The 25,668-nt window shown below is 39.5% G+C and carries 24 protein-coding genes and 3 tRNA genes; 10 read left to right on the top strand and 17 right to left on the bottom strand.

The genetic code is table 11. The annotated features are described in order from the left end of the window. Positions 1 to 148: 148 nt before the first annotated feature. Positions 149 to 955 carry an NAD(+) synthase gene (gene nadE / locus E6C50_RS05335; protein WP_136402183.1) on the top strand — a complete coding sequence of 269 codons (807 nt, stop codon included), beginning with the start codon at positions 149 to 151 and terminating at the stop codon, positions 953 to 955. Positions 956 to 1,032: 77 nt separating this feature from the next. Further along, complete coding sequence (locus tag E6C50_RS05330; protein WP_136402182.1) at positions 1,033 to 1,662, top strand: LuxR C-terminal-related transcriptional regulator; 630 nt, start codon at positions 1,033 to 1,035, stop codon at positions 1,660 to 1,662. Here E6C50_RS05330 and dnaG read toward each other — a convergent pair. The 6 genes from dnaG to rlmN all read right to left on the bottom strand — a co-directional run bounded on the left by dnaG (position 1,659) and on the right by rlmN (position 8,505). Then, positions 1,659 to 3,641, bottom strand: coding sequence for a DNA primase (gene dnaG, locus E6C50_RS05325; protein WP_136402181.1), 1,983 nt, complete (start codon positions 3,639 to 3,641; stop codon positions 1,659 to 1,661). The genes E6C50_RS05330 and dnaG overlap by 4 nt on opposite strands. A 110-nt stretch (positions 3,642 to 3,751) precedes the next feature. Continuing rightward, a complete protein-coding gene (locus E6C50_RS05320) occupies positions 3,752 to 4,795 on the bottom strand; it encodes a hypothetical protein (protein WP_136402180.1) in 1,044 nt (347 codons plus the stop codon). A gap of 36 nt (positions 4,796 to 4,831) precedes the next feature. Next, on the bottom strand, positions 4,832 to 5,527 hold the full coding sequence (locus E6C50_RS05315; RefSeq protein ID WP_136402179.1) for a hypothetical protein: 696 nt from the start codon (positions 5,525 to 5,527) through the stop codon (positions 4,832 to 4,834). Further along, positions 5,514 to 6,074, bottom strand: coding sequence for an RNA polymerase sigma factor (locus E6C50_RS05310; protein ID WP_136402178.1), 561 nt, complete (start codon positions 6,072 to 6,074; stop codon positions 5,514 to 5,516). The genes E6C50_RS05315 and E6C50_RS05310 overlap by 14 nt, the downstream gene beginning before the upstream one ends. A 136-nt stretch (positions 6,075 to 6,210) precedes the next feature. After that, positions 6,211 to 7,191, bottom strand: a complete 981-nt coding sequence (locus tag E6C50_RS05305) for a polyprenyl synthetase family protein (protein ID WP_136402177.1) — start codon at positions 7,189 to 7,191, stop codon at positions 6,211 to 6,213. A gap of 264 nt (positions 7,192 to 7,455) precedes the next feature. Further along, entirely contained in the window at positions 7,456 to 8,505 is a 1,050-nt protein-coding gene (rlmN, locus tag E6C50_RS05300; RefSeq protein WP_136402176.1) for a 23S rRNA (adenine(2503)-C(2))-methyltransferase RlmN, read from the bottom strand. 78 nt (positions 8,506 to 8,583) lie between these two features. On the opposite strand from rlmN, the gene E6C50_RS05295 reads away from it, so the two are divergent. After that, on the top strand, positions 8,584 to 9,225 hold the full coding sequence (locus E6C50_RS05295; RefSeq protein WP_136402175.1) for an O-methyltransferase: 642 nt from the start codon (positions 8,584 to 8,586) through the stop codon (positions 9,223 to 9,225). 103 nt (positions 9,226 to 9,328) lie between these two features. Here the strand turns inward: E6C50_RS05295 and E6C50_RS05290 are convergent, their stop codons facing one another. From E6C50_RS05290 to E6C50_RS05260, 7 genes are all read right to left on the bottom strand, one after another. Next, positions 9,329 to 9,898: a phosphatase PAP2 family protein gene (locus E6C50_RS05290; protein WP_136402174.1), complete on the bottom strand. Its 570-nt coding sequence runs from the start codon at positions 9,896 to 9,898 to the stop codon at positions 9,329 to 9,331. Beyond that, positions 9,898 to 10,197: a Sec-independent protein translocase subunit TatA/TatB gene (locus E6C50_RS05285; protein ID WP_136402173.1), complete on the bottom strand. Its 300-nt coding sequence runs from the start codon at positions 10,195 to 10,197 to the stop codon at positions 9,898 to 9,900. The genes E6C50_RS05290 and E6C50_RS05285 overlap by 1 nt, the downstream gene beginning before the upstream one ends. Positions 10,198 to 10,299: 102 nt before the next feature. Continuing rightward, on the bottom strand, positions 10,300 to 12,570 hold the full coding sequence (locus tag E6C50_RS05280) for a M1 family metallopeptidase (protein WP_136402172.1): 2,271 nt from the start codon (positions 12,568 to 12,570) through the stop codon (positions 10,300 to 10,302). Positions 12,571 to 12,582: 12 nt separating this feature from the next. Further along, positions 12,583 to 13,086 carry a DUF6702 family protein gene (locus E6C50_RS05275; protein WP_136402171.1) on the bottom strand — a complete coding sequence of 168 codons (504 nt, stop codon included), beginning with the start codon at positions 13,084 to 13,086 and terminating at the stop codon, positions 12,583 to 12,585. A 15-nt stretch (positions 13,087 to 13,101) separates the two neighbouring features. Then, positions 13,102 to 13,893 (bottom strand): carboxypeptidase-like regulatory domain-containing protein, encoded by a 792-nt coding sequence (locus E6C50_RS05270; protein ID WP_136402170.1) that lies wholly within the window; start codon positions 13,891 to 13,893, stop codon positions 13,102 to 13,104. Then, the gene (locus E6C50_RS05265) at positions 13,883 to 14,626 is read right to left on the bottom strand and encodes a carboxypeptidase-like regulatory domain-containing protein (RefSeq protein WP_136402169.1); all 744 of its coding nucleotides are present in this window, start codon (positions 14,624 to 14,626) and stop codon (positions 13,883 to 13,885) included. Before E6C50_RS05265 ends, E6C50_RS05270 begins: the two co-directional genes overlap by 11 nt. A 39-nt stretch (positions 14,627 to 14,665) precedes the next feature. Beyond that, complete coding sequence (locus E6C50_RS05260; protein WP_136402168.1) at positions 14,666 to 15,412, bottom strand: hypothetical protein; 747 nt, start codon at positions 15,410 to 15,412, stop codon at positions 14,666 to 14,668. A gap of 169 nt (positions 15,413 to 15,581) precedes the next feature. Here E6C50_RS05260 and pepE point away from each other — a divergent pair, with 169 nt between their 5' ends. Continuing rightward, positions 15,582 to 16,289 (top strand): dipeptidase PepE, encoded by a 708-nt coding sequence (gene pepE / locus E6C50_RS05255; RefSeq protein ID WP_136402167.1) that lies wholly within the window; start codon positions 15,582 to 15,584, stop codon positions 16,287 to 16,289. 47 nt (positions 16,290 to 16,336) lie between these two features. Here pepE and E6C50_RS05250 read toward each other — a convergent pair. The 3 genes from E6C50_RS05250 to E6C50_RS05240 form a co-directional block, all read right to left on the bottom strand. Further along, positions 16,337 to 16,412, bottom strand: a tRNA-Gly gene (locus tag E6C50_RS05250). A 37-nt stretch (positions 16,413 to 16,449) separates the two neighbouring features. After that, a tRNA-Gly gene (locus tag E6C50_RS05245) sits at positions 16,450 to 16,522 on the bottom strand. Between the two features lie 38 nt (positions 16,523 to 16,560). Next, positions 16,561 to 16,633, bottom strand: a tRNA-Gly gene (locus E6C50_RS05240). Between the two features lie 329 nt (positions 16,634 to 16,962). On the opposite strand from E6C50_RS05240, the gene E6C50_RS05235 reads away from it, so the two are divergent. From E6C50_RS05235 to E6C50_RS05220, 4 genes are all read left to right on the top strand, one after another. Continuing rightward, positions 16,963 to 17,559 carry a Crp/Fnr family transcriptional regulator gene (locus E6C50_RS05235; protein ID WP_136402166.1) on the top strand — a complete coding sequence of 199 codons (597 nt, stop codon included), beginning with the start codon at positions 16,963 to 16,965 and terminating at the stop codon, positions 17,557 to 17,559. A gap of 141 nt (positions 17,560 to 17,700) precedes the next feature. Further along, positions 17,701 to 18,549 carry an alpha/beta hydrolase gene (locus tag E6C50_RS05230; protein ID WP_211089518.1) on the top strand — a complete coding sequence of 283 codons (849 nt, stop codon included), beginning with the start codon at positions 17,701 to 17,703 and terminating at the stop codon, positions 18,547 to 18,549. A 169-nt stretch (positions 18,550 to 18,718) separates the two neighbouring features. Next, positions 18,719 to 19,156, top strand: coding sequence for a GNAT family N-acetyltransferase (locus tag E6C50_RS05225; RefSeq protein WP_136402165.1), 438 nt, complete (start codon positions 18,719 to 18,721; stop codon positions 19,154 to 19,156). Between the two features lie 63 nt (positions 19,157 to 19,219). Then, a complete protein-coding gene (locus tag E6C50_RS05220; RefSeq protein ID WP_168732753.1) occupies positions 19,220 to 20,815 on the top strand; it encodes a L,D-transpeptidase family protein in 1,596 nt (531 codons plus the stop codon). Here the strand turns inward: E6C50_RS05220 and E6C50_RS05215 are convergent. Beyond that, positions 20,804 to 21,349, bottom strand: a complete 546-nt coding sequence (locus E6C50_RS05215; protein ID WP_317128614.1) for a murein L,D-transpeptidase catalytic domain family protein — start codon at positions 21,347 to 21,349, stop codon at positions 20,804 to 20,806. The two genes, E6C50_RS05220 and E6C50_RS05215, sit on opposite strands and share 12 nt — an antisense overlap. A gap of 365 nt (positions 21,350 to 21,714) precedes the next feature. Here E6C50_RS05215 and E6C50_RS05210 point away from each other — a divergent pair, with 365 nt between their 5' ends. Both E6C50_RS05210 and gpmI read left to right on the top strand, forming a co-directional pair. Next, the gene (locus E6C50_RS05210; RefSeq protein WP_136402162.1) at positions 21,715 to 24,135 is read left to right on the top strand and encodes a DUF5916 domain-containing protein; all 2,421 of its coding nucleotides are present in this window, start codon (positions 21,715 to 21,717) and stop codon (positions 24,133 to 24,135) included. Continuing rightward, positions 24,132 to 25,664: a 2,3-bisphosphoglycerate-independent phosphoglycerate mutase gene (gpmI, locus tag E6C50_RS05205; protein WP_136402161.1), complete on the top strand. Its 1,533-nt coding sequence runs from the start codon at positions 24,132 to 24,134 to the stop codon at positions 25,662 to 25,664. Before E6C50_RS05210 ends, gpmI begins: the two co-directional genes overlap by 4 nt. The last annotated feature ends 4 nt before the right edge of the window (positions 25,665 to 25,668 follow it).

Here is a 25,668-nt window from a genome sequence, read left to right as displayed (position 1 = left end):
GTCTCTGTGAATTTATATTTACGTTTTAGCCCTATTCCTATTTGATTACATCACTCGGATAATCACGGCTAATTTTTTGTTATTTTTATCGCAATTATTTTTTTGCAAATATAACATTACCGTTTTATAAAATCTTCATAATATTTCTATGGTTCCAACAAACTCCTTCCAAGCTGAAAAAATCAACCTGCATATTGTAAACTGGTTAAAAAATTATGCCACTAAAGCCCGCGTTAAAGGTTTTGTTGTAGGCATATCCGGTGGGATTGATTCGGCTGTGACCTCTACACTATGTGCACAGACCGGTTTACCGACCTTATGTGTAGAGATGCCAATCCACCAGGCCGCCAGTCAGGTTTCAAGAGGTCAGGAACATATTGATCAGCTTAAAAAACGCTTTGAGAATGTTTCCAGTGTGATTTCTGATCTGACTCCGGTTTTCGAAAATTTCAAACAACACGTACCCTCTTCGGATAGCGAAGCCATTTTAAACCTTACTCTGGCCAATACACGCGCCCGGCTACGAATGACTACCCTTTATTATTTTGCCGGATTACACAGTGCTTTGGTAGCCGGAACCGGAAATAAGATTGAAGATTTCGGTGTAGGCTTTTTTACAAAATACGGTGATGGCGGTGTCGATATAAGTCCGATTGCCGACCTGATGAAATCGGAAGTTCGTTTACTGGCACAATACCTCAATGTACCCGAGAGCATTATTCAGGCAAAACCTACAGACGGATTGTTTGGAGACGATCGAAGTGACGAAGATCAGTTGGGCGCGAGCTACGATGAATTGGAATTTGCTATGCTAGCATACAAAAATGGTAAGACTGAAAACGATTTTGTAGGAAGAGAACACGAAGTTATGAGAATTTACCACAGACTTAACACCGCTAATCAACACAAAATGAACCCAATACCGGTTTGCAACATCCCCGAAGATTTGAAATAATTTTCTTTCACTGATTATCAATCGTTTATATTTTTTTTAGTAACTTTACAGATAATTACTATTAAAACCTATTGAAGATGATAAAAGTTTGTTTAGCAGATAATCATCCCGTCGTTCAGTATGGGGTGAAATCCTTTTTCAAGGATAATTCGGAGATCAATTTTGTCGGAGTTGTTAGTAATTTATATGGCCTTGAGGAATTACTACGGAAAAAAAACGTAGATGTCGTTGTTTTAGATTTGGAATTGGACGGTTTAACCAGCATTAGCACCGTAAAAACCTTAACCAAAGAGTACCCGAACACTAAGATTGTTATTTTTACAAATTTAGCTGAACAAATTTACGCACCCAATGCATTAAAAGCCGGCGTTTCGGCCTATATGCATAAAAACTCGAAATTGGAAGAATTAGAGTTTGCCATAAAAAGCGTCTTTGTCGGGAACATTATCTTTAGTGAGGCCGTTCGTAAAAACCTTGCACTTCTAAACAAAGGACGTAAAACTGACAGACTTTACCGCAAATTATCATCCCGGGAAATCGAAGTATTACGCTATTTAAGCGATGGAAAGAAAAACAAGGAGATTGCCAAACTGTTGAATTTAAACGAGAAAACAATTAGCACCTACAAGCTTCGTTTACTAACCAAATTACATGTAACGAATCTGGTAGACTTGGTCAATAAGGCCAAAACATTAGAAATCGTCTAACTGTAACGCGACATGACGCGTCCCAGTTTTTTCGAAAAAGTATTGATCAATTTTTGGTAGTCTACTGCCATCATCAGGATTTCCGAATTATCTGCCGTGACTTCTCTATTAAGGGAGTTTTTAAGATCGTTGATAATCCGGTCTACTAAAAACCAACGTAAAGTCAGTATAGTTTCTGAAACGTATTGACTTATCGTTTGGTTTTTCTGTTTTACAATGATCTGTTGTACTTCCCAATTGTGTAAGGATTCCCGCTCTTCTTCCATTAAAATATTGGTCACTTCACGGGCCAGTTCCGGCTCCAGTCGCATCAAATATTGTTCCATTTCGAAGGTTTCATTCTGATGGTAATAATTGATCAGGTGATTATAAATCGCCCGGAACGATTCGTTAGCCAATTCAACCTCATCTTCCTGTAAACTCAGATAAATTCGGTGGTACACTTTATAATTATTCATTTCACTCACTTCCGTCATCTCACCTTCTTCATTCGTTTTCAACATGACGTCTTCGAATTCTTCAACAGCATTTCCATATAGCAAGAGGATTTCAATCAGTTTTCGCTCCAGTTCGTACTGTACATCCACTTTGGACGCCGCTATTCCCTCCTGATTTTTAACTACTTCAAAAACTTTTTCCTTTTGTTCCTGTTTTAGTTTTTTTCCGGCATCGGCCACATCTTTTTGCACCATTTGCGCCAGCGTATCGACCAAAACCTGTTCAGAAATGTCCATAATTCGGGAACACTCCTGTATATATACTTCGCGTTTGATACGATCCGGAATTTTGGAAATACTCGTAACCATGTCGCGAATCAGCTCGGCTTTTTTAATCGGATCGTTATTGGCTTCCCGCATTAAAAGGGAAGCTTTAAACTGGATAAAATCCTTCGCGTTTTCGTCCAGATAATGCACTAATTCGTCATATGGCGTTTTTTTAGCAAAGCTATCCGGGTCTTCTCCATCGGGAAACGAACATACTTTTACGTTCATTCCGGCTTCCAGAATAAGATCCACCCCGCGAACAGAGGCACGTAAACCGGCCGCGTCACCATCAAAAAGAACCGTGATATTTTTGGTCAGACGGTTCACCAATCGAATCTGATCGGGTGTTAAAGCCGTACCGGACGAAGCCACTACGTTTTCGATTCCAGCCTGATTAAACTGGATCACATCGGTATACCCTTCCACCAGATAACAGTTATCCTGTTTGGCAATGGCCTGTTTGGCATGGAAGATTCCGTATAGTACTTTACTTTTATGATAGATATCACTTTCGGGTGAGTTGAGGTATTTGGCCGCTTTTTTATCGTTGGTCAATATACGTCCCCCAAATCCCAATACACGCCCCGACATACTCTGTATCGGAAACATCACCCGTCCTTTAAAACGGTCAAATTGTTTGTCGTCTTTTACAATTGTAAGTCCAGTTTTGTCCAGATATTCCAAACGATATCCCTTACCGAGCGCTTCTTTTGTAAAAGCATCCCAGGTTTCAGGCGAATATCCCAATCCAAATTTTTTGATTGTTTCGTCCGTAAATCCTCTTTCTTTAAAATATGAATAACCAATGGCTTTTCCTTCTTCAGAAAGCGTCAGTATATTGTGAAAATATTGCTGTGCAAATTCGGAAACCAGATACATACTTTCTTTTTCATTGGCTTCTTCCTTTTCTTCATTGGATTGCTCCGTTTCTTCGATCTCAATATTGTATTTTCTCGCGAGGTAACGAATAGCTTCCGGATAGGAAAAATGTTCGTGCTCCATTAGAAACGTCACTACATTTCCGCCTTTTCCGGAACTAAAATCTTTCCAGATCTGCTTAACCGGTGAGACCATAAAAGACGGAGATTTTTCGTCTACAAACGGGCTCAACCCTTTTAGGTTGCTTCCCGCTCGTTTTAACTGGACAAAATCGCCAATTACCTCCTCAACCCGGGCTGTTTCGAAAACGGTATCTATAGTATTCTGTGCAATCATAGTCCGGCAAAGATACGATACGGGAGTTATTTTTTACAAATTTGTATCGGCTAAAAAACAAAAGGTGCCCGTTATGAGCACCTGATAAAAAAGTATAACTAACCTAAACTTTAATTGAAGTCAAAACGCAATCCCAATGAAATGTTGTTTTGCTTGGTAGCATTATCTTTAAATAATGGATTCAGATCGTATTTCAGGTATAGCGACATCGAACGATAACCCACATAAGTACTCAAACCGTATATAAAACCGTTGGTGTTAAAACCGCTATTCTGAGTCTCTTCAATATCATAACCATCGCGTTCGTATTCCAAAAACTGTTTGGTATTCAGATTGGCACCGATATATCCTCCAATTCCGGCACGAAAATTTTGATGCGTTCTAAAAACTTTTTCGCCTTTATCGTTCGTCTTAACCGGTGTAAAATCAAATTCCAGATGCACCGGGAAGATTAGTTGTACGTTGCGCAATCTGGATTCTTTTAACCATACTGATGAAGGCGCAAGATCCGTTTGATCGTAGCTTTTTACGAATTGCTGATTATCCGAAGGTCTCAGATTGTTATACACCGCCGAAAATCCGTATTTTAAATGTAACAGGTTATCATTTTTTGCCAAACGCGTATTCAACGTTAATCCGACTTCATAAAAATGGGATCCCCAATATCTGAATTTTGAGTTTGCCAAAGCACCATCGGTCATCACATTGTTAACACCTCCCGCAACGACCAACTGTGTTGTTGTTCTTTTTTCGCCGGATTTAAATTTATTTTTCCCTTTTTTATACTTTAATACGAAATAACCTTCTTCATCGGTTTTCGTTGTGTCACGCTCTTTGATTTTACCATCTACCTGTTCTTTTACCAAAAGATTTAAGTTCGCTTCCTCTACGGCTACCCGTTCTTCGATTCGCTTGGCGTGGTAATTGGCGGCTTCTAATTTTTGCGTATCGGCTTCTTCACGGGTAATCTGATTTTGCTCCCAACGTGCATTAATACTGTCAACCTTGTTTTTTAGAATGGCTTTTTCCTCTTTGGTAATTCTCTCGATATTGGCTGCAATTACTTTAGCACGGTTTTCAAAGTTTTCCTGAGCGTGGATTTTCGTCACCACCAGGCATACGAAAGCCACTACATAAAAAATAATTTTCTGCATAATTCTAAATTTTAACTATTCGATTTATTGATTGATTTATTCGGTATTGCGATTCGCTACAGCCGATTTTACGGTTTTAAAATTCCGATTGATCGTCTGAAATACACCTTCGCGGTAGTCGGTAGTGATTTCTCCTTCAACAGTACTTAAAAGGGAATTGGCGTCGACTTTTACATTCCCTTTTTTAATCGTACTTTTTGTTGGAGCATTTTTATCCACCGATGCCAGTAAACTTTCTACATCTACTGTAGTAGTTATCTTTTTAATTTCTTTTGGCGGTGCTACTTCAACAATTTGTGTTTCCGGAGCGGTTGTTGTTTGTTGTCCGATATCGGAAGCAGATTGTACTTTTGTTGCTCCTTTTACATTCGTTTTCACAACGGTTACAATGTTGTTCATTCTCTTTTTAACGGGTTCCGAAACAACTTCTTCTGTTGCCAAAGGCGTTGTATTTATTTCCGACGTTATTGAATCCTGTTGCTGTTTGACAACCGTTTTTATGGTTTCCTTTATTTTCAAATCTTCTTTTTGCTGTTCCATTAATAAAGTTCCTACGAACAACATTCCGACAAAAACTGCCGCCATAGACAACCATTTGTAGCTACGCTTCGGCTTTTTCTTTTCGGAAACCGAAAGCATCGCATCCAATCTGTCCCATGCCATTTCGGAGGGTTGAATCGTTCTTGAATTCAACTTATCTCTGAAATCCTCTTCTAATTTATTCGGTTCCATTTTGATAATTTTTTAGTTTGTTAATTTGATCCTGCAACATTTTGCGGGCGTGCGAAAGTTGTGATTTCGATGTTCCTTCGCTAATTCCCAACATTTTCCCAATTTCCTGATGTTTATAACCTTCAATCGCATAAAGGTTAAAAACCATACGGTAACCGTCGGGCAATTTATCGATCAGAAACTGGATATCGTCTACCGACAATTGGCTTTCGATATCATTAAAACGTTCTTCGAAATAACTTTCGTCTTCGGTAAATTTTACCGGTTTTTGTACCCGGATGTGTGAGATACATTCGTTAACCATAATCCGTCGGATCCATCCTTCAAAACTGCCTTTATGTTCGAATGTTTTTAAATTGGTAAACACTTTCATAAAAGCGGTGATCATTACATCTTCCGCCAGGTGAACATCTTTTAAATACTGTCGGCAAACACTTAACATCTTCGGAGCAAAAAGCGAATAAATCTTATGCTGTGCATGCCGATTGTTTTCGACTGCCATAGCGATTAATTCCTTTTCTTCCTGATGTAGGTTGATTACTCTCAAAATAATTATCAGATGTTTCTATTACTATAGACGGGCTTGATTGGCAAATGGTTGTATGGGATATACAAAAAAATTAAATTTTTTAAAAAAACACAGAAAAACAAGCGTTTACAGCGCTATTATTTTTTAAAAAAAATTATTTTTTTCTTTCGATCACGTAGTTCACCATTAACGTTAGTGCGTTTTTATAAGGTGAATCCGGGAAATTTTGTAGTAATGAAAGTGCTTCCTGTTGGAATTGCACCATTTTTTGTTCGGCGTAGATTAGTCCGTTCCGTTCTTTTACAAAAGCAATGACTTCGCGAACGCGTTTTTTGTCTTTATTATGGTTCTTGATGGAATTAATGCACCAGTTTTTTTCTTTGGTCGTACAATTGTTAAGTGCATAAATCAACGGAAGTGTCATTTTTTGTTCTTTGATGTCGATTCCCGTCGGTTTACCAATAGCTTCATCGGTATAATCGAAAAGATCGTCTTTGATCTGGAATGCCATTCCGATCAATTCTCCGAATTTCCGCATCCGCTCTACCACTTCCGCATCTTCGGGTTTTACGGCACAGGCTCCCAGGGCGCAACAAGCCGCAATAAGCGTCGCTGTTTTTTGTCGGATTATTTCGTAATAAATCGCTTCCGTAATATCCAGTCGTCTTGCTTTTTCGATCTGAAGCAATTCGCCTTCACTCATTTCACGAACCGCAACAGATATGATTTTTAACAAATCGAAGTCATTGTTGTCAATCGAAAGCAACAATCCTTTGGACAACAGGTAATCGCCCACCAAAACGGCGATTTTGTTTTTCCACAAAGCATTGATCGAAAAAAAGCCACGGCGACGGTTACTGTCGTCTACTACGTCGTCATGAACTAAAGTAGCCGTATGAATTAATTCGATTACCGACGCGCCGCGATACGTACGTTCGTTTACTTCGCCACCGGATACCATTTTTGCCGTTAAGAAAACAAACATTGGTCGCATTTGTTTCCCTTTACGGTTTACAATGTAGTAGGTAATTCTGTTGAGCAAGGCAACCTTTGAAGACATCGATTCATGAAACTTCTTTTCAAAAAGTTCCATTTCCGTACCGATCGGCTGTTTTATTTGCTCTACAATTTTCATCGGTTCCAAATATACCAATTTGGGCGGAAAGTAAAAAATGATAATTTTTATACTAAACTTTATTTTTTTACGTTAGTATATAATTACCAACAAATCATTTCCTCTTTTTTACAGGAAAAACAACCTGATTGATGCAGTTGTTGAAATGATTTTATGTTGATCAATATATAGGGTGTAACAGCTTTATCCCGGAAAAAAAACTTCGATTATCACTTTAGATTACATGGTTATTACCATTGAAAAAGCCCCTTAGAGGGGCTTTTTTTATGCTTCTGCTTCTTTGTTGGCCAACTGACCGCAAGCGGCATCGATATCTTTTCCGCGACTTCTTCGCACTTTTGCTACAATGTCGTTTCGTTCCAACGCGCTAATATAGGCTTCGATTGCCGCTGCCGGAGCCTGTTGAAATTCACCATCATCGATTGGATTGTACTCAATCAGGTTTACTTTACACGGTACGTATTTACAAAATTTAACCAAGGCATCGATCGATTTTTTATCATCGTTGATTCCTTTCCAAACCACATATTCGTAGGTTACGCGGCTTTTGGTTTTGGAATACCAGTATTCTAAGCTTTCACGTAAATCTTTTAACGGGAAATTTTCGGAAAAAGGCATAATCTGCGAACGGATTTCATCGACAGCCGAGTGTAATGAAACCGCCAGTTTGAATTTTACTTCATCATCCGCCAGTTTTTTGATCATCTTTGGAATCCCGGACGTCGAAACGGTAATTCGTTTTGGCGACATTCCCAGACCTTCCGGAGAAGTGATCATGTCGATCGCTTTTATTACGTTATTGTAGTTCATCAAGGGTTCTCCCATTCCCATAAATACAATATTCGACAACGGACGGTCGAAATACAGTTTGCTTTCGTTGTCGATTGCCACAACCTGATCGTAAATCTCATCCGGATTCAGGTTTCGCATTCGTTTTAAACGCGCCGTAGCACAGAAGTTACAATCCAGACTACATCCCACCTGACTGGATACGCAGGCCGTTGTTCGCGTTTCCGTCGGAATCAGAACACTTTCCACTATCAATCCATCGTGTAAACGAACCGCATTTTTTACCGTACCGTCTTCACTACGTTGCATCTGATCGACCTTAATATGATTGATCACAAAATTATCCTCCAACATCTGCCGCGTTGCTTTGGCGACATTGGTCATATCGTCAAATTTATGCGCGCCTTTATTCCATAGCCATTCGTATACCTGGTTCCCGCGAAATGCTTTGTCGCCCTGAGCTACAAAAAAATTGCGTAACTGCTCTTTACTTAACGCTCTAATATCTTTCTTTTCCGTTTGCATGGCACAAAGTTAGTAACTATTTGTATAATTGGCCGTTTCTGCTTTTGGTAATTTGTAATTTTGTAAAAAATTTACGTTATGCATTTTATCTCCGAGACTTTAGAAGATTATGTAGCGGCACATTCCGAAAACGAACCGGCTTTGCTGGCCGCCTTAAATAAGGAAACCCATCAGAAAATCCTGCAACCCCGTATGTTGAGCGGTCATTTTCAAGGGCGCGTTTTGAGTATACTTTCCAAATTGATTCGCCCGAAGACTATTCTGGAAATCGGAACCTATACCGGTTATGCTGCGTTATGTCTGGCCGAAGGGTTGGTTGAAAACGGTACTTTGGATACTATCGATATCAACGAGGAGTTATTCGATTTCCAGCGCAAATATTTTGATCAATCAGAATGGAAAGATCAGATTCACCAGCATTTAGGGAATGCTTTGGAAATTATTCCAACCTTAAACAAAAAATTTGATTTGGTATTTATTGATGCCGATAAAGAAAACTATATCAACTATTTCCAGATGATCGTTCCTTTAATGAATAAAGGCGGTGTTATTTTATCGGATAATGTATTGTGGTCCGGTAAAATTCTGGAAACGGTAAAAGCCAATGATAAGAGTACTAAAATATTACTGGAGTACAATCAGCTGCTAAAAGACGATCCAAGAGTCGAAACGGTTTTATTGCCGATCCGCGACGGATTGACCGTTAGTCGTGTACTTTAAAACCGAAAAGGGATTACAAATTTGTAATCCCTTTTCGGGTTAGATACGAAGCAGACCTGACAGGTTTCTCAGCGGTTTGCAAAAAAACCTGTCAGGTCTAAAATTATAGACTATCCGGAAAGTATTTTTTCCGATAGACTTCATATATTTTTGAAAACAAATAACCGGTTCCCATTCCGAAAATATAACCGGAAAGAATGTCACCTGGGAAATGCAATCCAAGGTAAATACGGCTATACGCAAAAATCAACGGGAAGAGGAAAAACAAAAACGCATATTTATAGTATTTCCGTAGAATCAATACGATAAACGTAGTCGATGCCAGTGAGTTGGCTGCATGTCCCGAAAAATAACTAAACGACGAACTTTGTTTAACCAGACGGATAATATCTTTGGTTTCCGGATCGTTACACGGGCGCAAACGCTGTACGCTGTTTTTTACCAGATTTGTCATCTGATCGGTAAATGCGATCAATAACGCTAGCGACAAAATCACCAATAGCATATGTTTCCAACCCAGTTTTTTATACAACAGGTAGAATACATACAGAAATATTGGTGTCCAATAGGCTTGTTTGGTAATGATCAGCCAGAGTCCGTCAAAACGTTCGGAACCCAGGCTATTTAAGAAAACCAGTAGTTGTTTGTCGAGTTGAATAAAATGCTCCAAGATTACATTTGTCGTTTTATCGGTCCGGAAATATCTTCAATATCCTCTTTGGCTTTATCGATTTCTTTTCGAATACCGCCGGTGAGATCCAAATCCAAATCTTTGGTAAAATCCAAATCTTTGGTTAAGCCGTTTTCTTCGGCACTTTTTTGAATTTCGTTTTTAATGTCGTTGGTTGCGTGCTTAATCTGCGCCATCCCTTTTCCAAGGGTTCTCGCGATTTCCGGCACTTTATCCGAACCAAATAACATTAAAACGACTAATATAATCAGGAATATTTCTCCGCCTCCGATACCAAACATTGTCTATAAGTTTGAAAGTTATAAGTAGCAAATTTACGAAGTTCCGGTTTTATTTCCCGGTTTTTGACTTTTATTAACACAAAAGCACTCTTTCGAGTGCTTCTATTCGTTTTTTTCAAACTGATCAAACTTCGATTTTGGTGTTTCTTTAGGCCATACGTTGTTGGTCACATCGATATCAGCCGTTTGCAGTTTTGGATCCAGTTGTATCTTTTTAACCGGTTTTTCGGTCGCAAAAACGCGTTTTACCACTTCGTTTCCTTTGCGCCAGATTTGTACCGGAAATACGTAATTTTGAATTGTTCCGTCTTCAAATTCTAAATCCACAAGGATTGGCATCATCATCCCTCCCGGTTTTTCGAATTCGACTTCATAAAAATATTTCGGTGTTTTCAGACTTTTTCGATCTTCCGGTGACAGCGTTTCCACATAATCATGCAACAGTTTTACATCCTGAATGACAAACGGTTTTTTCATGCCCGGTTTAAAATCTTCACTACTATCGGACACCAAATACACAAATGGTCCATTATCTTGTAGAAAACGTCCTCTTTTGGCCGCAAAGTCTTTCATCTCTTTGGTTGGCTCTTCCGACACATAGAATTGTTTTACGTTTTTGATTCCAATATCTACATAATCGGTCGAATAAAACCAACCTCTCCAGAACCAATCCAGATCAACAGCCGAGGCGTCTTCCATCGTACGGAAAAAATCTTCCGGTGTCGGATGCTTGAATTTCCAACGGTTGGCATAGGTTCTAAATGCATGATCAAACAACTCATGCCCCATAATGGTTTCGCGTAGTATATTTAATCCGGTAGCCGGTTTCGCGTAGGCATTGGCACCAAACTGATGAATGGTTTCCGAATTGGACATAATCGGTTCCAAAAATCGTTGATCTCCACTCATATACGGTACGATTTTAGCCGCCGGCCCTCTGCTTGACGGGAAGTTTTTATCCCAACTTTGTTCGGTAAGGTATTCCAGAAAGGTGTTTAATCCTTCGTCCATCCAGGTCCACTGGCGTTCGTCGGAATTAACGATCATCGGGAAAAAGTTGTGTCCTACTTCGTGGATAATTACACCCATCATTCCGTATTTTAATCGGTCGCTCACAAAGCCTTTTTCATCAGGACGCCCATAATTCCAACAGATCATCGGGTATTCCATTCCCTGATCTTCGGCCGAAATGGAAACGGCTTTCGGATACGGATAATCAAAGGTATAGCTGGAATAACTTTTTAGTGTATGCGCTACTACACGAGTAGAATACTGTTCCCATAACGGGTTGGCTTCCGGCGGATATAAGGAAATGGCCATGACGTTTTTACCGCCAATTTTTACCGCCATTGCATCGTAAATAAATTTTCGCGACGTCGAAAAAGCAAAGTCCCGTACGTTGGTCGCTTTAAATTTCCATGTTTTTTTCTGATCCGAAACGGTTTTGGATCGTTGTTCGGCTTCGGCCTGCGTCACTACGATAACCGGGTTCTCATAGGAGTTTTCGGCCTGTTGGTAGCGTTTTAACTGTTCGGCTGTAAAAACCTCTTTGCGATTTTGCAGTTCACCGGTGGCCTCCATTACGTGATCGGCCGGAACGGTTATACTTACTTCAAAGTTACCAAACGGCAAGGCAAATTCTCCTTCGCCCCAAAACTGCATGTTTTGCCATCCTTCTACGTCGTTATAAACGGCCATACGCGGATAAAACTGCGCAATTACATACAGGTTGTTTCCGTCTTTATCAAAATGTTCGTATCCGGAACGACCTCCGTCCACTCTATAATTATTGATGTTGTACCACCATTTTATTGAAAATGAGATTTTTTCACCTTTTTTAAGGGTTTTATCCAAATCAATACGCATCATGGTCTGATTGATCGTATATTTCATCGGATTCCCTTTAGCATCTTTTACAAATTCAATGTTATAACCACCCTGAAACGGTTGTTGCATGAATTTTTTTGTAAATCCATCGGGCTTCATCGCGCCATCCATTCGCTGGTTTTCCACCAATGGCGATTTGGAGTCCGGTTTCTTTTCATTCTGATCCAATTGCACCCATAAATAATCCAACGGATCGGGGGAATTGTTATAATAGGTGATGGTTTCTTCGCCGCTCAGACGGGTATTTTTATCGTCGAGTTCAACTTTTATTTTATAATCTGCCTGTTGCTGATAGTAGGCCGGTCCGGGTGCACCGGATGCGGTACGGAACATGTTTGGCGTCGCCATCTGGGTATACATCTGGCTAAACTTGTTCGTGTCGTAATGTCCGGGTTCTCTTTTACCCGATTTTTTTGTATCCTGGCCCATGGTCATCAAGGGAATTACCAAAGCCAGTATTGAAAAAACAGATGCCGATTTTTTCATGTTTATAACAGTCTAATATTCAATTTTTTCTTTTGGATTACTATTGGTCAGCAAAAGACTCTTTTTGTTACTATTTATATTCGTATGAATGATATTTTGCTGATCCGGATATATTTCCGTCAATGCCGTATTGTATACTTCTACCGATGTAATTTTTTCGGTTACCGGCACAGTCAGATAACAAATTACAACATCGTCTTCGGTTTCCCGCCCTAGAAACCGGATCGCTTTTTCCGAATTATTAATGCGGATATGCAGTTTATCGGTCAGGTATTTTTTTAAAAGTTCTTCTGCTTCCGGTGCTTCTTTTGTAGTGGCCAGATAAATCTTTTTCTTTACTTTTCGTTCCAGGGCTTTTTCCAAATCGTCCGTAAAAATCCGCGCGGTTATCTGCAAGGCTTTTTTTTCCGGCGCATAGTTGACCTGATAAATGGAGACATAGAATTTATGAAATCCCGCCCCGCTAAGACTCAACAATAACAGGAATAAAAAACCGTATCGCAACAACTTTGTCATCCTCCAAAGATAGTATTATTTCTTTTTCGCCTGTTGATACGTTTTACTTTTACTGATCAGATAATCGATCAGTTCAAATTCGTGTTGCGGCTCCAATAATTCGCGAGTAAGTGCACCCTGATCGCAATAGGTTAAAAATGGACCGATATCGTCTTTTTTAAGTTTTAAAACATCGGTAAAAAACGGCGTTGAAACTCTTTCCCGTACCGCATCAGCAAAAATCTTATCGGTTACAAAAGTTGCAGTTCCGGTATCGGTTTTGCGTTTGGATTTGAAGAGGCGTCCCATCATTTCTCCCACCTTAATAAAGTCGACGCCCATTAACGGACTCATATTAGGGATTACCGGTGGTGTGGTTGGCCTGGTCAGGTAATCGGTTTTAAAATCGGTCTGAAATAAGGTATTCTCCGATACGGCTATCCGCTGGCTCCGATCTTTTAATTTTCGGGTATCCCGTTCCAAATCACCGGAAAGTCGTTTTACAATTACTTCGTTTAGCTGATTTACCTCAACGGTAAGTCGGATCCGAAGAATTTGCATGTCGAAATCGCTTTTTTCCAATACGACCATCAGCGGACTAAACGATAGGCTCGAAAAAACCAGTGTATCTTTTGCCCGGGCATAAATTTCAAATTCACCCATTTTACCGGTATTCGTTTTAATGCGGGTTGCCGTGTTCAGAATTGTAATATTTTCGGCATCGAGACTATCGATTTGTATCTGACCTTTTAGCAGTTCTCTAGTTGTGGTTTGTGAAAACGCCTGAAAAGTCAGCAACAACAGGATAAGCAACAGTTTATTTTTCATCTGTAATTATTTTTCGGTATTGAACGGCCAGTTCATTCAGATAAAATGTAGCCAGCGTTTTATTTTTCGCTTTTATCGCTGCCGTAAATCGTTCGTTTTCGACAGCATAAAAGATAAATCCCTGTACATATTCCTGTGGAATTTTTAAGGTATTCACAAAATACTCTTCGTCATACATCCCTTCCAACTTTTGTCGGAACAGTTCTTTTTTCTCAATTTCAACTTCTTTTTTCAGCATCGATGTCCGACCGGAAAACCAATTTAACAACGGGTCAAGACCTACAACTGTATTCGTTCCTATTTGTGCGTCGGTTCCGGTGGCTGTTTTTAATTTTCTTTCGGCCGGTGTGTATTTTTTCTGTCCTCTTGGAACCAATCCCAGACTTTCCGAATTGATATTTCCATATTCATTGATCACCACCTCTTTTAACTGACGTATCATCACGTCTAATTTGACATAGAACAACTCCTCGTTAAAATCCTTTTCTTCCAGTCGGATTTGCCGACCTTTAAATTGGACTGCCGAAAAAATCAGCGTGTCATTCGGTTGCGCCATTATTGAAAAAAAGCCGCCTTTTTCCGTTACTACCGCTTTTTCCGTTCTTTTGTTGATCACGTGAATCCCATCCAACTCCGTTGTAGCCGCCATAACTTTCCCTTTAAGGACTTTTGTATTCTGTGCGTATGAAGTTACAGAAATTACCAATAAAATCAAAGGAAAAATCTTATTCATTTGCTGCGCCTTTTCGCAATATGCTTTTTTACCGGACATTTATTCGGAAATTAATTTTTTATATTTTACAGCCAGCTCCGTTAGTAAAAAGGTCGCCAAAGTCTTATTTTTTTCGTTTACCGCTTTATTAAAACCGGCATCATCCATTGCATACAACCAGAAACCATCTACATGTTCCTGTGGAATTTTAAGTTCGTCCGTCACAAAGGGTTCCTGAAACCAGCCTTTTAAGCGATCCATTAACATTTCGCGGCGCTCTACCACCAGCTCTTTTTTAAGCTGTGCGGTTTTTCCGGATATCTTATTAACGATCGCATCTACCGACACACCGCCTCCTAATATATTCAGCAACTGAATCGGTTTAAAATCACCCGCCGTTTTTAACTTCCGTTCGGCTGCCGTATATTGTTTTTGTCCCATCGGTACAATTCCAAGCTTTTCAGAAGTAATACCGCTTTTTTCAATATAGACTTCGCTTAATCTATTCACTTTAGCTACCATTTTTAGTAATAATTCACCGTCTTCAAAATCAATTTCTTTGACGGTTATCTTTTTTTCTTCATATTGAATCGATGAAAATTGTATCACATCTCCGACCGCAGCCGTAATAGCAAAACTTCCGTCTTTACGGGACAATACCTGCTTTTCTGTGGTCAGATTTATAATTGAAATTCCTTCTACATCGCCATTCGTTTCGGTTATTAGTTTTCCTTTTAGTGGTTTCTCATTTTGAGCTGAAAGCAGGGTGGTGCAGATCAATAAAAAAAGTAGTAGTTTTTGTTTCATGTAAAAGGCGCTATTCTTTATTAAATTCGAATATATTGGGTAAAAATATTTGCTTATTCTCCAAATTTATTGCCAACAACATTGTAAAAATTTGTTAAAAGCAAGAATTTCACATTTGACTTTCTTTTTGTAATTAAATGTATCTTTGACCCAAACCGAACCCAACAACATGAAAAAACTTATAATCGCCAGTACTTCCACCCTTCACAACGGAAGTTACCTAGACTATCTTTTACCAACTTTGGCTATACATTTCGAAAATGTAAAAAACCTGTTATTTATTCCGTATGCCCGTCCCGGAGGGATTTCGCATGACACTTATACCGATAAAGTACGCGAGGCATTTTCTAAAATCAATATTACCGTAAAGGGAATTCACGAATATGAAAATCCGATTGAGGCTATAGCTGCCGCGGAAGGTATTTTTACCGGTGGCGGAAATACATTTTTATTAGTAACACAATTGTATCAAGCCAAAGTGATCGACGCTCTGGAAGCCGCTGTAAAAAACGGAACACCTTATCTTGGTACCTCAGCCGGAAGCAACATCTGTGGACTAACGATGGGAACGACGAACGATATGCCAATTGTATATCCACCGAGTTTTAAGACCCTGGGATTTGTATCATTTAACATCAATCCGCATTATCTGGATCCGGATGTTAATTCGACACATATGGGCGAAACCCGCGAAACCCGTATTAACGAATTTCATCATTTTAATCCGCAGCCGGTATTGGGATTACGAGAAGGAAGCTGGCTGGAAGTAAGCGGAAATACAATTACACTTAAAGGAGCGTTACATGCGCGTTTGTTCCGTCAGAATCAGGAACCTGAAGAAATTGCCCCTGAAAGCGATTTGAGTAATCTGAAATAGCAACGTTATAAAACAAAAAAACCGAAACAAATGTTTCGGTTTTTTTATGGAGCGGAAGACGAGGCTCGAACTCGCGACAACCAGCTTGGAAGGCTGGAGCTCTACCAACTGAGCTACTTCCGCATTGAATGGTTTTTAAAACCCCATCAGGTTTTTTCAGAGCGGAAGACGAGGCTCGAACTCGCGACAACCAGCTTGGAAGGCTGGAGCTCTACCAACTGAGCTACTTCCGCATATAATGGTTTTTAAAACCCCATCAGGTTTTTAGCAGAGCGGAAGACGAGGCTCGAACTCGCGACAACCAGCTTGGAAGGCTGGAGCTCTACCAACTGAGCTACTTCCGCTTTTGTGAGTGCAAATATAATTAATAATTTTACTCCCCTGCAATTTTTTTCTAAAAAAAATTAAAATCGGCAAAGGTCGTTTTCAGACATGGTGCCGACAGTTTAAAATGCCTAACAAAACAAGGCTTCGCACCCAACCGCAGCTTTCTAATTTTCAATTATTTAAGTCTGCCACTATTTAGAAAAGGCATTCCGAACAATATCAATTTCCTATTCGGTTGTATCAAAAAATAGTCTGAAAAAGACCAAAAAAATAAAAAATGGCGATCAAAAAACAATTACTTTTTTAAAAATACTGACTCCTGTTTTTGTAATTTAGTACTATCAAAATGGAAAACACCCCAAATCATATGCCTGTAAGTTCCTTCCGCTCCAATCTTGAAAGTACCGCTATTCTAATACCCGAAAGTATTGCATTACTGGAAGCACTTTGTCACGAAAGCAGTATTCCAAAAAACAGTTCGCTTTTAACTGCGGGTAGTATTCCCAAACACTACTACTATGTGGCGAAAGGCCTTTTTGCTTATTATTTCCTGACGGATAACGGCGAAAAGGTTATTAAAAAATTCTTTCCCGAAAATACATTTATCGCATCAGCATCGGCATTGCTAACACAAACGCCCGGTCATTTTTCGATTGAAGCTTTGGAAGACAGTGTTGTCCTGAGTATTCCGGCCGATCGTTTTAAAGCATTAGTAGCAGAACGACACGACATCGCACTGTTTTACATCAATTATCTGGAAAAAAACTGGGTTATTGAAAAAGAGATGCTGGAAATTTCCTCCAAATCCGATGATGCCAAAGTGCGTTACGCTACCTTTCTGACTTCCTATGCTACGATTCTACCGCGGCTCAAACAACATCATATAGCTTCCTTCCTCGGCATTACGCCAACACAATTGAGCCGTATCAAGCCAAAACCATAATCCGGCCTCAACATATGTAAATGTTTTTCTTTTTTATTTCGGATATTTTTGTCCGAATACAGGGCATTGAAATAAAAAAATAAAGTCTGATATTTGGAAACCCGTCAAAAATCACTCAACCTAAAAAATAAATACCATTATATGATACACTCCTTAAACAAACTGCTATTGGCATGCTTTCTTCTACTAGCTACCAATCTGACTGTACAAGCTCAGGATAAATCATTAACCATTGGAAAATCGGACGTTTTATTTTCTAAAATTTTAAATGAAAACCGAAATATCAATATCACGCTTCCGGAAGGATATAATGACGATCCTAATGCAAAATATCCGGTAATCTATATCCTTGACGGCGGTATGGAAGAGGATTTTATACATCTGGCAGGAATCGTACGCTTTAGTTCGCAATCGTGGGTGAATCGCCTTCCCGGGTCTATTGTCGTAGGAATTGAAAATACCAACCGAAGAAGAGACTTTACTTTTGCCGTGACCAACACCGATTTTATCGAAAAAGAAGGCTTTAAAAAGAGTAGCTTCCCGCAATATGGCGGTTCGCAACACTATATGGATTTTCTTGAAAAAGAATTACAGCCGTATATAACGAAAAACTACCGTACCAACGAGCAAAAAACCATTATCGGGGAATCTTTGGCCGGATTAATGGCTACCGAAATTCTGGCAAAACGCCCGCAGTTGTTTAGCAATTATATCATCATTAGTCCGAGTTTATGGTGGGGCGAACAGGCTTTATTAAAAAATGCCGGAACACTGCTTACCAAAAATCTAAAAAATCCGGTTACGATCTATATCGGCGCTCCAAGCAAGGAGGAAGATTTGAAAATGTATCAGGAAGTGGAAACACTATACCAGACCATCAAATCACATAAAAATGCAAAAGTAATTTTCGACTATATGCCCGATGAAACCCATGCAACGGTTATTCACCAGGCGGTTTATAATGCCTTTAAAATGCAGTCCAAAAAATAAATTACCGACTTTATTGCTATTCAAAATGTTGCATGGCAGTACTTTTTTGGCATCATTTTAAAAAAAATAGTTTTTTCGAAGCAACTATTTCATTTTTCCTGCATCTATGTTATAATTATATTATGTGTCAAAATAATTATAGTATCTGAATTTATTCAGAAAAGCAAAAATGATTTTCGTAAAAAAAATCAACAGCACTACTACTTTTCAGGTACGCCAGCCGGTTTTACGACCGGGTAAGCCTATAGAAAGTTGTATTTTTGAAGGAGACGATCTGGAAACAACTACGCATTTAGGGTTATACAACAACAGTAAACTCGCTGGAATTGTTTCCATTTTTGCCTCCTGCCACAAATTATTTCCTCAGGTTGGGCAATTTCAGCTCCGGGGAATGGCAGTTTTGGACGAATTCCAAAAAAAAGGATATGGGGAACGCCTTGTTAGCGAAGCAGAAGTCTGTATTAAAGAACAGAACGGTTCCCTCATTTGGTTTAATGCGCGGGAAGCTGCTGTCGATTTCTATAAAAAAATGGGATATGAAATTGTCGGTGATGCTTTTGACATTCCAACAATCGGCATACATTTTGTTATGAGGAAAATGGTATAAAAACCTACACGTTTTTTTCGTTTACTATTATTTTCGTAACTTATAGAATAAATTTATATGACCATGTTGCAACGCTACTGTCTTTTATTGGTTCCTATGTTCCTTTTTGGTTGTAAAAAGGAACCGGCTGCTATTGCAGACAAACAAATTGTACACAAAGACACGGTAAAAGTGGCGCCGCTTGCTTTTCCCGAAGCTATTGCTATTGATTCTACTTATTTTACCAATAGTTCGGATGCTGTAAAACAATTCTATAAAAACAACCTATATAAAACCGTATGGACGCTGGAAAAGGATCGCTCTGCACTAACCGAATCCATTAAAAACATTGAGTTGGACGGCCTTAACCCAGACGATTATAACTTTAGTACCATTACAGAACAAGACAACAATCATAAAAATCTGGCCGAAAAAGACCGGATTGCGAATGATATCCTTCATACGGAAATCTTCTATAAACTGGCCAGCCATTTGTATAATGGTAAACTGGAACCGACCAAATTATATTCCGATTGGGATATGTATCCGAAAGAGATTGACCTTAGTCATAAATTACAGTATGCGTTAAAAAACCATACCATTCTGGAAAGTCTGGATTCACTAAAACCAAAACATATCGTCTATTTAAAACTAAAGGATGCGCTTCGCAAAATCGAAAGTATGCCCAATGACAATCTTAAACATATTGCTGTTAAGGACAAATTGATTCCTAACGATACCAATGCAGCTATAATCGACGTCAAAAAGCGACTGGCCTATTGGGGTGATTATAAAAAACCGGACTCCCTGACAAAAGTTTACGACGATCAAACACAGTCGGCTGTAAAAAAATTCCAGAAACGACACGGCTTAACACCCGATGGCGTAATCGGAAAAGGAACCGTAGCCGCGATGAATCTCTCGAAAGCGCAACGAAAAAAGCAAATCATAGCTAATTTGGAACGTTGGCGTTGGTTCCCAAGAGATTTAGGCGAAAGCTATGTGATTATCAATATTCCTGATTTTAATTTATACCTGGTCAACAACAACGATACGATCCAGAATCACCGGGTGGTTGTGGGACGCGCCAAAAGACGTACGCCGGTATTATCGTCAAAGTTCAGTAATTTGGTGATCAATCCTACATGGACGGTTCCACCAACGATTTTAAAAGAAGACCTGACGCCGTCGGCCAGTAGAAACCTGAATTATTTTGCCTCAACCGGAATCACCATCTATGATATGAAAGGAAATGTGGTTAGTCCGGAAAACTGGAACTCCGGAAAATCCAACAACTATCGTTATGTGCAAAAGCCGGGTGCGAATAATTCTTTAGGGTTAATCAAATTTAATTTTAGCAACAAACACCTGGTTTACCTACACGATACGAATCACCGGGATTACTTCAAACTCAACAACAGAGCGTTAAGTTCGGGCTGTATCCGTGTCGAAGATCCATTTAAGTTGTCCGGATTTATTCTGGAAAAAGAAGAGAACAATTGGAGTAAGGAACGCGTGGATAAAATGATTGCATCCAATAAAACGCAAAGTATTGTATTGAAAAAACCCACCTTTGTGCATCAGCTGTACTGGACAGCATGGATGGACAAAGACGGGTTTCAATTCAGAAACGATATTTATGATCTTGATTTCGAACTCTACGCCAAATTACGAGATTAGTTTAGACTTATTCTCATAATTGCGTGACGGGTGATAAATAAAAAGACAGGATTTCTCTTTTATTAAATTGATAATTTCTTTGTGAAGGGCAACCGGAACAGCAGGACACCCCTGACTTCTTCCCAATCGGCCTTGTTTTGAAATAATGTTTTCATTGGCATAATCAGCACCGTGCATCACAACCGCACGATTGCGCGCATTGTCATTGATACCATATTCCAATCCATCCAGACGTAAAGACATTCCGTGTTTACCCTGATATACTTCACCAGTAGCGTAAAAACCTAAGCTACTCATAAAAGAGTTGTTTTCGTTGGAAAACTGCGTAGCAAATTCGTCACCGCTGTTACGTCCGTGCGATACTACCGATTGCAGTAAAATAGTGTTGGTAGCCATGTCGATCACCCAAAGTCGTTTTTGGGCGGAAGACAAACTAAAATCGATTAAAGTTAAAATATCTTTTTTGATAAGCCCTTGTTCTTTCAACTGGTAAAAACCTTCCAATGCTTTGGAAAAACTCTCCAGTTTAGGCATTGCGAACTTTTGTGGATTTAGCGCGGTGTATAAATTTTTAACTTTTAATTCAAACGAAGCTTTCGCGTTGGCCGCTACTAACTTTGGTGGGTCTGTTTCCTTTGTGCTTAGTGGTTTAAAAGACAACAAAAAAAGGAACAAAACCGGCAAAACTCTATAAGCCATTGATACTCTATTAATTATATTACTGTGTGTCGAGCCCAAAAATATAGATAAATTTCAAACAACCAAATGTTTTTTATCATTTACCCCCTAAATTTAACATTTTAATTCCGTTTTATCACATTTTAACATTTAAAACAACATTTATTCTTACAAAACAGAATTAAAAAAAGTATATTTGTTAATTTCAACTCAAAAATTAAATGAAAAACGTAATTTTTATCGTTTTTATTGCCATAAATGCAACATTTATTTTCGGACAGGAGGTTACACCCGACTTTCAAAATAAAAAAAGACTTAAGGCTTCACCGCTTAGAAACACTATTATTATTGATGGAAAACCCAACGAAAACGAATGGAAAAACGCAGAAGCTGCAACCGGCTTTATCACCTTTCAACCCGATAACGGAAACCCCGCGCCTTACGAAAAACGTACCGAAGTAAAGGTTTTATACGATGACGACGGTATCTATATTGCCGCCTTTCTGTATGATGATCCATCTAAAATTGTAAAAGAAATCACCGAAAGAGATAAATTCGGAACGTCCGACTTTTTCGGTATATTTATAAATGGGTATAACGACGGGCAACAGGATTTTCGCTTTTTTGTGAGTACCGCCGGAACACAAATGGATTGCATTGCCACCGAAAGCGGAGAAGATTATTCCTGGGATGGAATCTGGTATAGCAATATCAATCTGACCGATTATGGCTGGACGGTTGAAATGAAAATCCCATATGCCGCCCTGCGTTTTTCCGAACAAAAAGAACAAATATGGGGCGTGAATTTTTTTAGAGAAATTCGTCGGGATCGTCAGAAATTCACCTGGAATCGGATCGATAATAAGATCGGAAATACTATTACACAAGCCGGAATTTTAGAAGGAATCCGGGATATCAAACCGCCTACCCGTCTCTTTCTGATTCCCTATTCTTCCTATTATATAAATCAGAACAAAGCCAATGGTACCAATACCGAGTTTAAAGCCGGAATGGATATCAAATACGGAATCAATGATTCGTTTACGCTCGATGCGATTCTTGTACCGGATTTCGGACAAACCGCCTTCGACAATGTCGTCCTGAATCTTGGGCCGTTTGAACAGCAGTTTAATGAAAACCGACCCTTTTTTACCGAAGGAACCGATATGTTTAACAAGGGCAGTTTACTGTATTCCCGTAGGATTGGCGGGTCGCCGTCTACTTCACCGGATGTAGGCGAAAAGGAAGAAATACAACAATATCCGTCACGAATCAATCTGATCAATGCCGTTAAAATTTCCGGTCGGACGTCAAAAGGGCTCGGAATTGGTGTGATGAATGCGGTTACCGAAAAAGCCGAAGCGACCATCCGAAATTCCGAAACCGGCGCAACCCGTACCGAAGTGGTCGAACCTTTGGCCAACTATAACATTCTGGTACTGGATCAGCGTTTCCGCAAAAATTCATCCGTCTCAGTAGTTAATACCAGCGTAATCCGCGAAGGTGCTTTTCGGGATGCAAACGTGAGTGCTTTCCTTTTCGACCTGAATACCAAAGCCAACACCTACAATCTTTCCGGAAATGTAAAATTTAGTCATGTAAATGATTTCGACGGAAATAGAAACGGATATACGGCCTATCTCAACTTTGGAAAAACCAGCGGCAACTATCGCTTTAGTACGAATGCCTCCTATATATCAGACCAATACGACATCAATGATTTGGGAATCATTTTTATGACCAACTATCATAACGTTACGTTTAATGGTAGTTACCGTATTCTAAACCCGAATAAGACTTTTAACACCTTTAAAATTAGTACAATTGCCTATACCGAACTGGAAAATGTGACTGGAAAGCCGCAGGAAGCTTCGTTGGAATTTAACCTGGAAACGACCGATAAAAAGAACCATTATTTCGGAGCCGGTTTTTTAGTCTCGCCATTTGAAACTTTCGATTTTTACCAGCCGCGCCGAGACGGACGTTATGTTTACAATCCGAAATATATGTTTAACTGGATTGATATTTCCACCAATTACAATTATCCATTTGCTCTGGATGCCAATCTGTTTGTAGACTTTTACGATCAGGACAAACGCCGCAATTACGGAATCCGACTTAGTCCGAGGTACCGTTTTAGCGATCAGTTCACATTGATTTACGCGGTGGACTGGAGTCGTCAAAACAACGAAAAAGGCTGGGTCGATTTCAACAATGATCAGATCATCTTTGCGAATCGCAACCGGAATACCATCGAAAATACCGTAACCGGAAAATTTTCGATTAACAGCAAGATGACCATCAACTTGAAGGCACGTTATTACTGGTCGTATGCCGAAAATCTTACGTTTCTTACGCTAACCGACGATGGTTATTTCCTTCCCAATGCAACCTATAATGAGAATCAAAATTCCAATTTTAAAATCTGGAACTTCGATTTATCCTATTCATGGTGGTTTGCGCCCGGTAGTCAGTTGTCAATTTTGTACCGCAACAACGCAATTCACTCCGAAAGACGCTTAAATAAAAATATTATTGATAATTTAGAGCACACTTTAAGCAACAATCTTAACAACACACTATCAATTAGTTTTCGCTACTATATTGATTACAACAATGCCAAAAAATGGTTCAAAACATGAAAAAGAAAGTTATTTTAATGATTCTGGATGGTTGGGGAAAATCACCCGATCCTAAAGTTTCAGCAATCGACAATGCCAACACGCCTTTTATTGACAGTCTTTATACCCGATATCCAAATGCTTCGTTACGTACCGATGGTCTAAATGTTGGCCTTCCGGAAGGTCAGATGGGAAATTCCGAAGTGGGTCATATGAACCTTGGTGCCGGAAGAATTATTTACCAGGATCTGGCCAAAATTAATCTGGCCGTTCAGAACAAAACGTTAAATAACGAAAAAGAAGTACAAGCCGCTTTCGACTATGCCAAAAAGAACCATAAAGCGGTTCACTTTTTAGGTCTTGTTTCCGATGGTGGTGTGCATTCCCATACGTCTCATTTAAGAGGTCTGTTGGATGCCGCTCAGGAATCGGGAGTACAAAACGTTTTTGTGCACGCTTTTACCGATGGTCGTGATGTCGATCCGAAATCGGGCGCCCGATATATTGAGGATCTTGAAAATTACCTACACCGTTCCAATGCTAAACTGGCCTCAATTATTGGACGTTATTATGCTATGGATCGCGATAAAAGATGGGAACGTATCAAAAAAGCGTATGATCTTATCGTAAACGGACAAGGTACACCTTCTACCAATCCGGTATTAAGTGTTTTGGCCAGTTATCATAATAATGTGACCGATGAGTTTATCGAACCAATTGTTATCGTTGACGAACAACAGCATCCGATTGCTACAGTAAAAGACGGTGATGTGGTGATTTTCTTTAATTTCAGAACCGACCGCGGACGCCAGTTAACCGAGGTGTTGTCGCAAAAAGACCTGCACGAGCAAAACCTGCACAAACTGGATTTGTATTATGTGACAATGACCAATTATGACGATACCTATAAAAATGTTCACGTCATTTACGACAAGGAAAACATTACCGAAACACTGGGAGAAGTCCTGGAGAGAAACCATAAAAAACAAATCCGGATTGCCGAAACGGAAAAATACCCGCATGTTACCTTTTTCTTTTCCGGTGGCCGTGAAGAACCTTTTATAGGTGAAAGCCGACTCTTATGTCCGTCGCCAAAGGTTGCTACCTATGATCTGAAACCGGAGATGAGTGCCTTCGATCTTAAAGACGCCCTAATCCCGGAATTACGAAAAGGTGACGTGGATTTTGTTTGTCTGAATTTTGCCAATGGCGATATGGTTGGCCATACCGGTGTTATGGAAGCCGCGATTAAAGCCTGTGAAGCCGTTGACATCTGCGTAAAAGAAGTCATCGAAACCGCTTTGGCAAACGATTATACTACTATTGTAATTGCTGATCACGGTAATTGTGAAACCATGATCAATCCGGATGGTACACCCAATACGGCACACACTACGAATCCGGTTCCTATTATTTTAGTAGACAAGGAATTACAATTTATCGACAATGGTATTTTAGGCGATATTGCACCAACCATACTAGAGTTAATGGGAATCGAAAAACCGGCTGCGATGACACAACATTCGCTTTTACATCCGATCCAAAAATAGAAAA

Source organism: Flavobacterium supellecticarium (assembly GCF_004801375.1).
GTDB classification, from domain to species: Bacteria; Bacteroidota; Bacteroidia; order Flavobacteriales; family Flavobacteriaceae; genus Flavobacterium; species Flavobacterium supellecticarium.
This window is presented reverse-complemented; position numbering and strand designations above follow the sequence as displayed.